The organism is Chryseobacterium sp. CCNWLW53 (assembly GCF_037083525.1).
In the GTDB taxonomy this organism is placed as follows: domain Bacteria; phylum Bacteroidota; class Bacteroidia; order Flavobacteriales; family Weeksellaceae; genus Chryseobacterium; species Chryseobacterium lathyri.
The window spans coordinates 156323-172395 of record NZ_JBAOJR010000003.1 but is presented as its reverse complement, the minus strand read 5'-3'; the positions used below and the strand labels follow the sequence as shown (position 1 = coordinate 172395).

Below are 16073 nucleotides of genomic sequence, written 5' to 3'. Positions count from 1 at the left end.
TTTTTGATTATGGAAGATTTACATTCAGAAACACAGAAAGCAGAACCGGAACCGGCACCCAAGGTGATCGGACTTACCGGTGGTATAGGTTCAGGAAAGACTACTGTAGCTCATTTTATAGAAGACTTTGGATTTCCTGTTTATTATTCCGATGACAGGGCGAAAGCCATTGTGAATGAAAGTGAGGATTTAAAGGTAAAAATAATAGATTTACTAGGCAATGAAGCTTATGATGCGAACGGACTGTATGACAGAAAATTTGTTGCAGAAAAGGTTTTCAGTAATAAGGAACTGCTTCACGAGTTAAATGAGATTATTCATCCTGCGGTACGTATTGATTTTGAAGAATGGCTTAAAAAACAGACAAAGTATTTGGTCTTTAAAGAGACGGCCTTATTATTCGAATTAAAGCTGAACCGACAATGTTATAAATCTCTACTGGTTACTGCTGAAGATAATATCAGAGCCAAAAGAGTAATGGACAGGGATGGAAAAACCTACCGAGAAGTAGAATCTGTCATGGAAAAGCAAATGCCTGAAAAGGATAAGATAAAACTTGCAGACTGCATTATCTATAATAATACCAACCTAGAAGATCTTAAGGAACAGACCGAACAGATCATCTTTGCTATTGAATAAAAAAAACCTCGTTAGAAAAATTCTAACGAGGTTTTTCAATATAGATTTTCTAAACGAAAAACTTTCAACAATAAATAAGCCCTCATTTCTGAGGGCTTATTTGTATTTGAAATTTAAATATTATTCTTTAATAAATTTCTTTTGAACCGTTACGCCATTGTCATCGATATCTATTACATAAATACCATTGATCAATTTACCAACGTTGATCTGGTTGTTAAGCAGAATACCGTCAGCGATAACCTGTCCTGCAGAATTGTAGATCTTATATTTAGCTTTTTTGCTGATATTCTTCACATACAATACTGAGCTTACCGGGTTAGGGTAAATCATGATCTCGGTCTGGTTAAGAGAGTTTGGTACTCCCGGTTTAGAGATTCTTACTGAGTAATCCTCTACCTCACCATTTGCAAAATTAGTACAGTTCACAGGAATTCCGTCTCTCATCATTGCCACTCTCATTACTACATACTTATAATTCGTCATGCTTATATAAGCATCTACAGGTACGTTGAATGTTCCTGTAACAGGACTTGTAGTGTTCGGAGGTGATGTAAATACTCTCTCATCAAGATCAAAGTATCCGTTTCTGTTGAAATCTATCCATACTGCGATTCCTTCATCATGGTTTGTTCCGTTCCATTTTTTCTCAATCGTGATCTGATTTCCTGTAGATCCCTGAACCATTTCTATGAATGTATCAGGTACTCCTGTATAATTTGTATAGCTAGAAGGTCCTGAAGCATTTTCCATTTTAGGTCTTCCATTTGGAACTACCGTAACTTTGGAAATATGTTCATTAACAGCATTTTGAGAACTCATCTGGCAGTACGTCACTGTAGGTGTTGTGAAATAGTATGGAGGTGTGTATGTACCCGGCGTACCGCTACAAATGTTTACAACCTGCATTTCATATTTCGTTTCTTCCAGTAATCCTGTTATAGTATAAGTATTCGTTGTTAAAGGAACATTTGTCCAGCTCGGAATACCTACTTTTCTATATCTCAGAACATAAGTTGCCCCAGGGAAACCTTCCCATGTAACTTCAGCCGATGTAGGAGTAAGCTGAGTTATAGTTAATCCTGGAGGAGGAAGCTCACATGTTCTTTCCGTAGTAAATACTTTCGGATTTGAGTACGGGTTAAGAGTATTTTCTCCAACACATTTATTTGCAACTCTTACTTCATATTTTGTATACGGATCTAAACCTCCTAATAAATAAGTATTGGTAGGAGGAGCAATGTTAGGAACCTGATTCCAGGTAGGAGCTCCTACTTTTCTCCATTCCAATGTATACGTAGAGCTCGCTGCAAGCGGTGCCCAAGTAATCAGTGCGGAGTTAGTTGTAATATTGCTTACTGTAACATTCGGAGGCGTAGGATCACATCTTGTTACGAATGTTTTGATCGGTGTAAATGTACCTGCAACATCTCCACAAACAGCAGCTACCTGCACTTCATAGATTGTAGCCGGAGTTAAACCGTTCAATACAAGTGGAATATTATTTAGCAATGTTGAAGCATATACTTCTGTCCACGCTCCTGGAGGAGGTCCCTGAGTTCTATATCTTACAAGATAAGTAACGGTATTCGGTACTCCTGAGAAAGTAAGTGTAGCAGAATTATGAGTCGCTGTAATTCCAGGCTGGTTAGGTATACCATTACTACATGGTCTGATTCTTACCGCATAATCTTCAACCTCTCCATTGACTGCATTCTGACACAATACTGGAGCACTGGTACGTTTAAGCACGACTCTCATTGTGGTTGTAAGCGGACCTGTATAAGCTGCTCCCGGAACAGCAAAGGTTGCAGTAACAGGAGTTGCAGTATTCGCTGCTGTATTTAAGATCTGTTCTGAAGTTTCAAAAACTCCGTTTCTGTTGTAGTCTATCCAAACAGATACTGCATCATTACTCGTTGAACCTGTCCATCCCTTTGCTATAGAGATTTTATTATTTGCAGATCCTGCATCAAGAGTGATTAATGTTGCAGGTGTTGTATAGCTTGTATAGTTATTCTGTACAGTAGTATTGCTCATCACCGGAACTCCAGGGTTGGAAGATGTAACGGTTACATTTGAAATGTGGTCGTTAGTTCCTGTACCTGTCATCGGACAGTATGAAAGCGGCGGTGTTGTAAACTGTACTGTTGTAGAATATGGTCCTGTAGAACCTCCACATGTAGTAGAAACCTGTACATCGTATTTAGTCTGCTCAGCAAGCCCAGGAATAGTATAATTATTTACTCCCGGTGCCAAAGTTACAGGTGGGATTGTAAATGTTCCAGCAGTAGCTAACTTCCATCTAATGGTGTAAGTAGCATTCGCAGCACCCATCCAATAAACCGTAGCTGTAGAAGCTGTAAGGTTTGTAACGGTGATATTTGTAGGCGGCGCAGTAGTACAAGCAGGCTGATCAATCAGTTTCACTGCATAATCTTCTACTTCCCCCCAGGTGAAAGTTCCACAAGGAGCTGCTGTAGCGCTTTCTCTTAATGCTACACGCATACGTGTATTCAGATTTCCCGTATACACTCCCCCAGCAACGTTCGGTACGCTGAAAGTTGCAGTAACAGGAGTTGTAGTATTACTTGGTGAATTCAATACCTGTTCAAAAGTTTCAAAAACCCCGTTTCTGTTAAAGTCAATCCATACTCCTGTTCCGAATGACCATTGTGTTCCTGGCCAGGTTTTTTCAATAGTAACAGTATTAGCTCCTAAACCTCTTACTAAAGTAATAAGTCTTGCAGGATCTGTAGTATAATCTGTATAATTACTGAAATCTGAAGTACTGGTCATTGGTATTGCAGCATTCGGAGTTACAACAACTTTACTGATATAACCATCAATAGTGGTACTTGTAGAATTGGAACTACAATAAGAAATAGCAGGAGTCGTAAAGGTAGTGCTTGTAGAGAACGGTCCTTGTGTTCCGCCACAGATTGTAGCAATCTGAACTTCATACTGCGTTTGCTCCGTAAGGTTGTTTATTGTATAACTGCTCGCAAGAGGAGTGGTAATATTTACTGTATTCCACGTTGGTGCAGTTACAGCTTTATATCTCAGTACATAAGTAGCACCTATTGAAGGCATCCAGCTCACAAGAGCTGTAGTCGGTGTAATATTGGACACTGCAATATTACTTGGAGGCGAAGTAGTACATGGTTGTAAAGCGATAACATTTAATGTAAAGTCAACAAAATTACCCCATGCTGCAGGTCCACATGAAGTATTGGCTCCAATAAAGGATGTCGATGTTCTTACTCTGTAATTACCAGGTGCCTGTGTTCCAGGGATGACAATTGTTGCTGTTCCGTTTGTAACATAACCAGGAGTTGCCAGAATGGTTTCACCCGGATCATTAAAACTCATGTTATTATTCCAGTCAACCCAAACATAATAATTATAAGTGCTGGTTCCACTGTTCAAATTCATGGTTATCGTATTGGTTGGTAACCCTGAAAAAACTGTGGCTGAATTATTAACATATGCCGTATAGGAATTAGCTGAATAATTTAAATTGGTAATTCCTCCTGTTGTGGTTATCGTTTTCAGATAATACGAAGTTGAGCTGGAACCTCCCGTAGGTGTACAATATCCTGTAAACACATTCACAGGTCCTATCCATGTACTCTGATTCGTTCCACTGCATTTTGATCTTACCCAAACATAATAAGCAGTATTGGCCGTCAATGGAGAAAGTGTTACACTTGTTCCTGTAGTAACTGTCTGTGAAGGTACGGTTGCAGATGTTGGTGCTGTAGCAGATGTACTGTAATATACATCATAACCTCCTGCAGGCACAGATGAAGGAGCAGTCCAGCTGATTGCCGCACTCGTTGGTGTTACTGTTCCTAACGTTAATCCGGAAGGAGGCAAACACGAAGGAGCAGCTCCAAAAGTCAACTGAACATTGGGTCTGTTGGAGGTAATTGTTCCAGTAGCTGTTGCTGAAGCTGAATTATCTTCTTCGATATACATATGTCTCGATGCAGCATTAGAGTAAGTAAAAGCACTTCCACTTGTACTTCCTGTCCCGGTACCACCATAGCTTACCTCGACTAACACCACTAGATTTTCTGTCCCGTTATAATAAAAAGGGCTTTGCAGGGTGATTGTATTCCATCCTGTAGTTATATTATTGATCGTTCCGGTATACACTAAGCTGGCTCCGGCAGTTGCTGTAGGCCAGTCTTGTGATGTAAGAGTAGTTGTTGCAGCTGGAACAGATTTCAAATAAACCTTTACCGGAGTAGCTGCACTTGTAGCTGTTGTTGCATTCCATGCCACTGACATTACACTTCCGCCAGCAGGCAGATTGATTTCTGCTGCAGTATAAAGTGACGCATCTCTTTGATATCCATAGTAAACTCCCAAAGGATATCTCTGAGTAGCTGTTCCTGCACCAATAGTAATTGTTTGTGCCTGTGAAAACAGTCCGAAGACCATACAAAGCAATGTTATGAGCACCCTAAAGGGCCTGCTCATTTTACAGAGTAAAAATCCACTCATATTTTTTAAATTTAGTTATAATAACAATAGTAATAAGTATAGTATTTCGTATTTGTTGGTGTTCAAATGGATTCTTGAACATCCATTCTACAGATAATCTGTATTGAAAAAAATAGTTTTTTAATTCATACGCTCATATTTTAATAATTACACAAATCTAATAATTTTTTCACTATTAATGTATTCATTCAAATATTTTTTTGTAAAAATTTCACAATAATAACACATTCTATACATTAAAATACAAAATCCTCAGGAGAGCCTGAGGATTTTATATTATTATTAATTACTGTTATTTCTTGATAAATTTGGATCTGAACTGATCTTTTCCTTTTTCATCAATCGTGATGATGTATCCGCCTTTCACAAGAGATGAAACATTGATCTTTCCGTCATTAATATTTCCATTTCCTACCAGCTGACCGGCAGTATTGTAAATTTTATAGGCCGCTTTATCTGAAACTTTAGTTACATTCAGAATGTCGCTTGCAGGGTTAGGATATAATTGAATTCCGTCCTGAGGATTAGCAATGTCTTTTGTTCCTAAAGCAGCTGTAACTACAACATTATAATCTTCAAACTCTCCATAGGTGCCATATGCGCCACAAGCATTTCCAATATATTGATTAGCAGTGGTGGTATACAACATTCCCACACGCATTCTAAGGCCTAAACCTGTAACTGCGGTTGCAGGCACCGTGAACATAGCCGTAACAGGACTTGCAGTAGTGGTTGTAGAAGTCAGAATTCTTTCTGAATCTTCAAAATTTCCATTTCTATTAAAGTCGATCCAGGCTGAAGTTGCCCCAGAATATGGTCCAGTTCCGCTTAACCATCCTTTTCCAACTGACAGAGTATATTGAGTACCTGCTACTAAGTTTACCTGTAATGCAGGATTGGTAGAATAATCTGTGTATAAACTAGCAGAAGAAGTATTATTTAAGTTTGCCAGGGTAACGTTTGCAATATGATCGTCAGTGTCATCATCAGAAGATACTGTACAATAAGTAAGCCCAGGTGTTGTAAAGTTTGAAGAAGCAGAATAAGCTCCAGGAGTTCCTGAACAAACAGCAGCTACCTGAACTTCATAAGCCGTACCATCAGTAAGATTCGGTAATGTTATATTGCTGCTTGGCGTAGTAATTTGTTGCCAAGTAGCTTCTGATACTTTTTTATAACGGACAATATAGGTTGCGCCAGTAATAGGAGCCCAGCTTACACTCGCACTACTTGTCGTCACATTACTAACAGCGACTCCAGTTGGAGCAGAGCCGTCACATGCAGCAAAAGTAGTAACCAAAACAGATTTAATGGCATAGAATACATTCCCGATAGAAGAGATTCTTAATTTAATTGTCTGTCCGTTCAATGAAGAAGGGAAAGTTATACTTTCGGAGCCATCATTAGCAGTAGTAGCCAATAATGTTGTCCACGTTGCACCATTAGGATCTGTAGTGTAATCAATTTTCACATTTGCTACACTGTACGGCGCAGCTGTAGTATTTGCTACATCCCATTCAACTGTAGTAGCTGCATTAGATGCGGCATATTGAGTATTGATTTTAAACGGTCCGTCATTACCTACAACAATAGTTTGTTCAGCAAACTGAGTTTGCTGTTGAGCAGGATCAGGATTATTATCTCTTACCGTTACAGCATATTTACTATTTCTAGGAACCATAGAAACCGACTCCCATCCATTATTTGAGTTATTTAAAACTCCTGCTAATACGGAAGATAATTTAGGGAAATATCTTGTTGGGTTTGTTGTTGGTGCTAAAGACCTGAATGAAGCCCCAGCAGTGGTAGTTCCCAAATTAGTTTTATTAATTGTAGTAGTTGCATTATCAACTTGTTCCCATGTATAAGTCATAGGATTGTTTTCCGCATCTGTAGCTGAAGCTGTTAATACGAATGCAGTTCCTTTAGGAATGTTGTATGTAGGTAAGGCAGCAATTACCGGTGCATTGTTTGCAATTGACGTTTCTATATCACAAGTTTTATTAATCAGATTTGCCTGAACCTGCTTGATACTTGCAATATGGAAATAGGCATCAGAGTGTAGCTGAACATCTGTATTTGCCCCTGTAATACCTGCATATCCCATAATGGTGGATCCTGACCCTGGCTCAACATTTACGCCAGACCCTTCAAGAGCATGAGAGAATGTATGGTTAGCTCCTAATTGATGACCCATCTCGTGAGCTACATAATCAATATCGAAATTATCACCTTGAGGAATACCATCTGCAGGTGACGTATATCCTGAACCTTTAGCTTTAGTAGTATTTGTTGCAGGGTTTACACAAACGCAACCAATACAACCTGCATTACCACCACCACCGGAAGCTCCGAATAAGTGTCCGATATCATAGGCAGCATTTCCTACGTTTGCTGTTAATGTTTGCTGTAATTCCAAATTCCAGGCTCCACCTGCTCCAGTTGATGCTGCCGAATAAGGGTCCGTAGCCGCATCAGTATAAATTACATTCGGAAATTCCTGTAAAATCAGATGTAGTGCAAAATCTTTTTCAAACACACCATTCACTCTCGTTAATGTTGCATTAATAGCTGTAAGTGCACCAGCAACAGTTCCTCCGTGAAAAGCAGTATACTCACCGGTCACTGACATTACCAGCCTCATAGTTCTGTACTTCTTATCAGACATTTTTGAGAAATCAGTTGGCTGATTGGTAAATGTTTTACCATTTTCATACATCTGGTTGATTTGGTTTACAGCAGCTGGGCCCTCTTCAGTACTACAAACAAAGCTCTTTCCTGCTGTTGGTTTTGTCTTAGGATGAACCCCATATACAGTTTTATCTGCATTTTGCGGCTCTATAAACTCATAATTTCCGTCTTTTATAATCATCGACTGGAAGTCATTGTTTGATAAAGAGAATCTCAGATATTTAGAAGGATCATTAATTCCAACTCCCACATAAGATCCCAGTTGATATTTATCAGCTAGTGATTGTACAACAACCGGGGAGCTGTATACTGCAAATTTTTCAATTTTGCCATTCAGTGTTGGTAAAGAAATTTCAACAGGTTTTGCATTTGGACCTGTCTCCTGAGCGCTTTTAAGTTGTTCCTTAATCTTATTAAGATCTAACTTATAATAATTACGTACCAGAGAGAACTTTTCTTTTCCTCTCTCATAGCTAGTGGGCGTCCACTGTGCCAAAGCAGACCCTCCTATCAAGCTACAAAATAAAGCAGTAATGATTTTTTTCATAAAAAAGATTATTTTTAAATTTCTCAAAAATAACCATACATTAACAAATAAACCAAAAAATAATTAATTTATTTTATTTTTTTTCAAAATTTATTTAAGACATAAGGTATAAAAACAGAAAAACAGAATAAAAAAAGCACTAGAAATATTTCTAATGCTTTTTATGATTCTATAGGAATTATAACTAATTTACTCCACTTTTATATAAATTCAATATTTTCAAAATTATCATTTATACAAGGGCTTTACAAACATTAATAAACCTGTTATATTTTAAAATTTATAGGCAATATTCCAGGCAAAGCCCATGTTGAACTTAGCTGAACTTTTACCAAATCCGGGAACAATCATCGGCGTAATATCATCCTGTTTGGAAGTATATACTAAATATCTTGGCTGAAGATTAATATCTATATAAAAATTGGATTCAAACAGCTGTACCCTTCCTCCTAAAGTTCCTTCTACCCAGGCAGAGGTTTGTGACGAAGATGGAAATGCCACAGACGAAGTGCTGCCCCCAAATCCACGGACCGGAACAGCCATATACTCCTGATTGTAGAACGCACCTCCTATTTTACCTCCTGCATAAAAACCATTGAATTCATTTTCAAGATCTTTTGCCAGCATATAAAAAGCACCAAGCTTTACAAAGGGGCCGTTTGCCTTGGCATCGTAACCGTTTTTTTGATATACATTTTTCTCAAAACCGGCTTCTGCAATGGCATGAACATTTCCTTTCACTTTTGATGAAATAAAGCCCTGGTAAAGCATTCTATCCGAGAAAAAGGAAATACCTGTATTAAGAACATCAAAACCTACCATAAAATTAGGTTTGTATTTCTCCTGAACTTTTTTGGCTTCCTGGGTTTCTTTTTTTTCCTGGGCGAACCCGGTTATTCCTATTATGCTAAAAAAGAAGGAAAAGATTAGTCTTGTCTTCATTCTCAATTTGGTTTTGTCCTGCTTCGAGCTGTTGTACAGGATTTGATTGTATTAATTCTGAGCTTAAATTATCGTACGTTTTCTTGATCCCACATCCTGGCGAAACGTATGTACTCTTCGTTGTATAATTAACGCGAACGTGAGACTCTACCCCTTTATCCTCAAGCCTGAAATAAACATCTGTATAAGGTGAATCATCTACTCTTAACGGGATAAGTCTTGAATCTATTTTCTCAGCTTTCCCCAGCTGTACTTTCCCAGCCCCGTAATCTACGGCTACATATAATGAATCCAAAGTAGTTGCTTTTCCGGATGCCAGAGATTTGAATGCTACTTTTATTCTGGGTGTCCCTTCACCACTTTCGCAGATATCGTCATCTCCTCCACAGGAAAAAAGCATTCCAACGAAACAGATCATGACGAGAAATTTAAAATATTTCATCTGCATATTTTGATTTTTTATTTTGATCAGATGGAACTTACGTTTCATATTAAGATTTGAAATTCAAATTTAAATAAATTTATTTTTTAATCAGCAATGCTATATTTTCCACGTGGTGGGTTTGCGGGAACATATCTACCGGCAGAATTTTCACCAACGTATAATGTTCTTTCATCAGGGCAAGATCTCTTGCCTGTGTTGCTGAGTTACAGCTTACATAGACTACTTTTTCCGGAGCAAGTTTCAATATCTGCTCTACCACTTTCTGGTGCATTCCGTCTCTTGGCGGATCGGTAATCAGTACATCTGCTTTCGGATGATTTTCTAAGAATTCATCGTTAAAGACATTTTTCATATCTCCACAATAGAATGTTGTGTTGGTAAGACCATTTAATTCAGCATGTTCAATGGCTGCATCAATGGCTTCCTGAACAGATTCTATCCCTATAACCTGTTTTGCATTTCTGGCAACATACTGGGCAATAGTTCCTGTTCCTGTATAAAGGTCATATACTACTTCATCACCTTTTAAATCAGCAAATTCCAATGTTTTTCTGTAAAGCTCCAAAGCCTGTTTGTAATTGGTCTGAAAGAATGATTTTGGGCCAATTTTAAACTTCAGTCCATCCATTTCTTCCATCAGGAAGCCTTCTCCGAAATAAATATTGATATCCAGATCGTAAATAGAATCATTCTGCTTCGGATTGATAGCGTAAACCAATGTTTTGATCTGTGGGAATTTCTCCAGCAAGAACTGGAAAAGCTTTTCTCTGTTTTCTTTTTCTTCTCTGTAAAGCTGGAATAGTACCATCCATTCGCCTTTAGAGTTCTGTCTCATCATTAAAGTTCTCAAAAACCCTTCCTGATTTCTGACATCAAAGAAATCCAACCCATTGTCTACACCATAGTTTTTTACAGCTAAACGTATAGCATTGGAGGGATCTTCCTGCAGGAAACATTCTTTCAGGTCCAGGATCTTGCTCCACATTCCGGGAATATGGAAACCCAAGGCGTCTTTACTCCCAAAATTCTCTTCAGAGCTTATTTCGTATGGGGTAAGCCATCTCGCATTGGAAAAGGAAAACTCCATTTTATTTCTGTAGAAATACTGTTCTTCGGCGCCTAAGATCGGAACGGTTTCAAAATCATCAATCCCACCGATTCTTTTAATATTATTATAAACCTCTTCCTGTTTGAAATTGAGCTGTTTTTCGTAGCTCATGTTCTGCCATTTGCATCCACCACATGTTCCAAAATGAATACATTTGGGATCTACTCTGAATGGCGATTTTTCCACTATTTCTATGGTTTCTGCCTCATAGTATTTGGATTTGGATTTTTTTACTCTGGCATTAACCACATCTCCGGGAACTGCTCCGGAAATCAGTACGGTTTTTCCTTCTTCGGTTTTCCCTATGGCCACGCCTTTTGCACCTGCACCAAACAGTTTAATATTTTCAAGAATTATATCTTTCTTCTTTCTCATCCCTAAAACTCAATTTCTTTTATGGTCGGACGAACCCTCCGACTCATCCTAAATTTTATTTCTATTTTCTAATACACCGAAAACAATCTTCCGGTTTGATTCCGCAAAAATACAATAAAAAAAACCTTATCCGAAGATAAGGTTTCCATCTATATAAAAGTTTATTATTTTGTTGGGGCAGGCTGAGGATTTACAGGCTGTGCTGAAGGATCCATCGCTCCCGGCTGCATCTGAATATTAGGCTGTACTTTAGGTGCAGAAAGACCTGTAAGTTTATCCAGGATTGTTACTACTTCCTGTTCACCAAGGTTCACAAAAGATCTGCTTGCAATTTTACCGTCTTTATCCACGATCACAAAGCAAGGCAGTTTAAATCCGTAAACGCCATATTTTTTAGCAATATCTGATTCTAATCCTTTTTCTCCGTACACATTTGCTCCCGGAATTCCTTTTAACAATGAACTGCTGGTTTTTACAAACTGATCTTTGGTATCATCTACATTTACAAAAACAAAGTTCATTTTAGATTTATAGAAATTTACAACTTCTTTCAATACAGGAACTGTAGCTTCGCTGATGTAAGGATTCCAAGATGCATAGAAGAACAGCATGTATGGTTTTCCTTTATTTTCAGAAAGCTGGTAAGATTTTCCGTCTGCTTTTACCAGTGATGCTTCCGGAGCAGCCTCTCCTACTTTAAGTCCATTGATTGCCAACTGCATTTTAACTAAATCTGCCTTGATACCTGCGTCTGTAATATCTGTATCAATGATTTTTTTAACCTTTTCAGTATTTTTTGCAGGAGCACCCGGATGAATATCCTGAGCCACCACGAACGCCAATAGGTAATCTTTAGCAGTTTGTGAAACTTCTTTTCTGTCTTTCAGAAACTGTGCAAATACTTCAGAAGTAATCATATCTGTTTTTCCTTTGGTTTTTGCTTCGGCATATTTCTGAAAGTCAGGGCTCATTTTTACAAGAAGGTACTGTCTGTATAATGGAATAGTCTTCACCATTACATCTTTATTACCTTCCAGTTTTGTTTCGTAATCCTGGAATGCTTTTGATACTTTAAATGATGGATTTCCTGACATCTGGCGCTGTGACATTTCATAGTTGGCAAGAAGGTTAAGGATAGTTACTTTCACATCATTCTTTTTCCATTCCAAGATTCCTTTGCTTGGATTATTTTTCTGAGCAAGCTCTTCTACATTTTTATTGATGTCGGCTTCAATTTTCTGAGCTCCTTTTAAGAATGTTTTTTCGTCTCCGGACATTAACTGCTGGATATTGATTTTGCTTCCATACTCACCCAAGAACTTTTGGCTGGCCTGAAGGAAATCATTATTTTTCTTAGCATCTCCTGTAACAACGAACTCATTTGGAAAGGTCATTGCATTTCCGGAAATATTCAGGTTCTGTCCGCCCTCAAGATAGATCAGGTTTTGTCTTCCTGCATAGTTGATTACGTACATCCCATCTTTAGGAGCTTCGAAGCTTCCTGTAAAGTTTCCATTTTTATCTAAACCAATATTGACAAGTGGAAGTGTTGCCACACCAGAAGCTTCAACAAATTCAATTCTTTCGAGTGGTGAACTTCCGGTTATTTTTCCTTTAACTTCAACTTTTTTTGAACAAGACATCACAAAAGCTGTGATGATAAACAATAAAAGATATTTTTTCATTTCGATTTTAATATTACGCAAAAATACGTTTTTTACGGCTTGTTAATTAACACTATTTATTTTTTTTGAAAATTTTATGAGAACCTGTAAAATAGGGACTTTAAGGCCTATCCGTTCTATAAACTTCTTCACCAGAAAAGAGTCTCAAAAAATGCAATTCTTTTCTTACACATCCAAGTGCTCACCAAATATAGACTTATTAAATTAAAGAATATCTTATCTGATCAACACCTTAACAAATTTTAACAGCTAAATTACAGGTATAAAAAAATCGCCTCCATAATGAAGACGATTTTTTATGTATTTGAATAGGTTTTACCCCTGATCTACCATAGCAGCCATATATTCTCTGTTCATTCTGGCGATGTTTTCAAGAGAAATTCCTTTCGGACATTCAACTTCGCAAGCTCCAGTATTCGAACAGTTTCCAAATCCTTCTTCATCCATAGCTTTCACCATGTTCAGAACTCTTCTTTTGGCTTCCACTCTACCTTGAGGAAGTAAAGCAAACTGAGAAACCTTAGCTCCAACGAATAGCATTGCAGATCCGTTTTTACAAGTAGCCACACACGCACCGCATCCGATACATGCTGCAGCATCCATTGCTTTGTCTGCATCTTCTTTAGGAACCGGAATAGCATTGGCATCTAATGTATTACCTGAAGTGTTCACAGAAATGAATCCTCCGGCAGCCATTACTCTGTCGAATGCACTTCTGTCCACCATTAAATCTTTGATAACCGGGAAAGCTGCACTTCTCCAAGGTTCAATAACGATGGTTTCACCGTCTTTGAACATTCTCATGTGAAGCTGGCAAGTCGTGATCCCTGTATCCGGACCATGCGCTCTACCGTTGATATAAAGGGAACACATTCCGCAGATCCCTTCACGACAGTCGTGATCGAAAGCAATTGGCTCTTTTCCTTCGTTAATAAGATTTTCGTTCAGAATGTCCAGCATTTCTAAGAATGAGGAATCTGTAGAAACATCTGATATCTTGTAGGTCTCAAACTGACCTTTAGTTTTGCTATTTTTTTGTCTCCAAATTTTTAGGGTAAGATGAAGGCCTTTTTTTGCACTCATAATTATGTATTTATAGGTTGGAGATTATTTGTAACTTCTTGCTTTAACTTCAATGTTTTCATAGATCAGATCTTCTTTATGCAGCACTTCCGTTGTGATATCATCAGTTTGATATTCCCAAGCTGCTACGTATTTGAAGTTAACATCATCTCTTTCAGCTTCACCTTCAGGAGTAGCATGGTCTTCTCTGAAATGTCCACCACAAGATTCGTTTCTATGTAATGCATCGATGGCCATTAGTTGTCCTAATTCGATGAAATCTGCCACTCTGAAAGCTTTTTCAAGCTCAGTGTTCATTCCATCTGCATCACCAGGAACTTTCACATCGCTCCAGAATTCTTTTTTCACCTGAGCAATTTCAGCAATAGCTTCTCTCAAACCTTCAGGAGTTCTTCCCATTCCTACTTTATTCCACATGATATGTCCTAATTTTTTGTGGAAATGATCTACTGAGTGAGTTCCTTTATTATTTAAGAAGAAATTTACTTTGTCTTTAATTTCTTTTTCAGCCTGATCGAATTCACCAGAAGTTGTAGGAATTGCTCCCGTTCTGATGTCCGCTGAAAGGTAATCTGCAATCGTGTAAGGAAGAACGAAATATCCGTCTGCTAACCCCTGCATCAAAGCAGAAGCTCCCAATCTGTTAGCTCCGTGATCTGAGAAATTGGCTTCACCGATTACGAAACACCCAGGAATGGTAGACTGCAGGTTGTAATCTACCCAAACACCACCCATTGTGTAGTGAACTGCAGGATAGATCTTCATTGGTGTTTTGTAAGGATCATCAGCCGTAATTTTTTCGTACATCACGAATAAGTTACCGTATTTTTCCTCAATCCAAGCTTTTCCTAAATCATAGATCTGCTGATCTGTAGGATTATGGATATGTTTTTCGATAGCGGCTTCTTTACCCTTTTTAATAATCTCTGTAGAGAAATCTAAGTAAACACCTTCTTTAGTATCATTATTTTCGATTCCGTAACCAGCATCACATCTTTCTTTACCAGCTCTCGACGCAACGTCTCTAGGCACTAAGTTTCCGAATGCAGGATATCTTCTTTCTAAATAATAATCTCTATCTTCTTCTTTAATATTTTCAGGTCTAAGCTTTCCTTCTCTGATCGCTACAGAATCTTCAATTTTCTTAGGAACCCAGATTCTTCCTGAGTTTCTTAATGATTCTGACATCAAAGTCAGTTTAGACTGCTGTGTTCCATGAACCGGAATACAAGTCGGGTGAATCTGTACATAACAAGGGTTTGCGAAGTACGCTCCTTTTTTATGGATTTTCCAAGCCGCAGAAACGTTCGATCCCATTGCATTTGTAGAAAGGAAATATACGTTTCCGTAACCTCCTGATGCAATAACAACCGCGTGAGCAGAATGTCTTTCGATTTCACCTGTTACCAGGTTTCTTGCGATGATTCCTCTTGCTTTTCCGTCTACAATTACCAATTCCATCATTTCATGACGGTTGTACATTTTAATTCTTCCTTTACCAATCTGACGGCTCATCGAAGAATAGGCACCTAATAATAACTGTTGACCAGTTTGTCCTTTTGCGTAGAAAGTTCTTTTTACCTGAACCCCACCAAATGAACGGTTATCTAACTGACCGCCGTAATCTCTACCAAAAGGAACACCCTGAGAGACGCATTGGTCGATAATATTGGCAGAAACTTCAGCTAATCTGTAAACGTTGGCCTCTCTTGCTCTATAGTCACCACCTTTGATGGTGTCATAGAATAATCTGTATGTAGAGTCACCATCACCCTGATAGTTTTTAGCAGCATTGATACCTCCTTGTGCAGCAATTGAGTGTGCTCTTCTTGGAGAATCCTGGTAGCAGAACGCTTTTACGTTATATCCCTGCTCTGCTAAAGTAGCAGCTGCAGAACCACCTGCCAAACCTGTTCCAACAACAATAATATCAATCTTATCTCTGTTGTTTGGTGCAACAAGGTTCATATGGTCTTTATGATTTTTCCATTTATCCTTTAAAGGACCTGCCGGAATTTTTGAATCTAATTTACTCATACTATTATA

The 16073-nt window shown here is 38.2% G+C and carries 9 protein-coding genes; 1 reads left to right on the top strand and 8 read right to left on the bottom strand.

From position 1 onward, the window contains the following. The first annotated feature begins 9 nt into the window (after nucleotides 1-9). Entirely contained in the window at nucleotides 10-639 is a 630-nt protein-coding gene (coaE, locus tag V6R96_RS09795; protein WP_111955438.1) for a dephospho-CoA kinase, read from the top strand. Nucleotides 640-759: 120 nt separating this feature from the next. Here coaE and V6R96_RS09790 read toward each other — a convergent pair whose 3' ends face one another. The 8 genes from V6R96_RS09790 to V6R96_RS09755 all read right to left on the bottom strand — a co-directional run bounded on the left by V6R96_RS09790 (nucleotide 760) and on the right by V6R96_RS09755 (nucleotide 16064). Then, the gene (locus tag V6R96_RS09790; protein WP_336379049.1) at nucleotides 760-5151 is read right to left on the bottom strand and encodes a GEVED domain-containing protein; all 4392 of its coding nucleotides are present in this window, start codon (nucleotides 5149-5151) and stop codon (nucleotides 760-762) included. A 292-nt stretch (nucleotides 5152-5443) separates the two neighbouring features. Then, complete coding sequence (locus tag V6R96_RS09785; protein ID WP_336379050.1) at nucleotides 5444-8389, bottom strand: reprolysin-like metallopeptidase; 2946 nt, start codon at nucleotides 8387-8389, stop codon at nucleotides 5444-5446. 273 nt (nucleotides 8390-8662) lie between these two features. Beyond that, on the bottom strand, nucleotides 8663-9331 hold the full coding sequence (locus V6R96_RS09780; RefSeq protein ID WP_336379051.1) for a DUF6048 family protein: 669 nt from the start codon (nucleotides 9329-9331) through the stop codon (nucleotides 8663-8665). Further along, on the bottom strand, nucleotides 9297-9773 hold the full coding sequence (locus V6R96_RS09775) for a DUF6452 family protein (RefSeq protein ID WP_336379052.1): 477 nt from the start codon (nucleotides 9771-9773) through the stop codon (nucleotides 9297-9299). The genes V6R96_RS09780 and V6R96_RS09775 overlap by 35 nt, the downstream gene beginning before the upstream one ends. A 79-nt stretch (nucleotides 9774-9852) precedes the next feature. Continuing rightward, the gene (gene rlmD / locus V6R96_RS09770) at nucleotides 9853-11259 is read right to left on the bottom strand and encodes a 23S rRNA (uracil(1939)-C(5))-methyltransferase RlmD (protein ID WP_336379053.1); all 1407 of its coding nucleotides are present in this window, start codon (nucleotides 11257-11259) and stop codon (nucleotides 9853-9855) included. Nucleotides 11260-11423: 164 nt separating this feature from the next. Next, entirely contained in the window at nucleotides 11424-12944 is a 1521-nt protein-coding gene (locus tag V6R96_RS09765) for a TlpA disulfide reductase family protein (protein WP_223560343.1), read from the bottom strand. A 315-nt stretch (nucleotides 12945-13259) separates the two neighbouring features. Then, nucleotides 13260-14027 (bottom strand): succinate dehydrogenase/fumarate reductase iron-sulfur subunit, encoded by a 768-nt coding sequence (locus V6R96_RS09760; RefSeq protein ID WP_040997496.1) that lies wholly within the window; start codon nucleotides 14025-14027, stop codon nucleotides 13260-13262. A 24-nt stretch (nucleotides 14028-14051) separates the two neighbouring features. Beyond that, nucleotides 14052-16064, bottom strand: coding sequence for a fumarate reductase/succinate dehydrogenase flavoprotein subunit (locus V6R96_RS09755; RefSeq protein ID WP_111955450.1), 2013 nt, complete (start codon nucleotides 16062-16064; stop codon nucleotides 14052-14054). Nucleotides 16065-16073 lie beyond the last annotated feature (9 nt).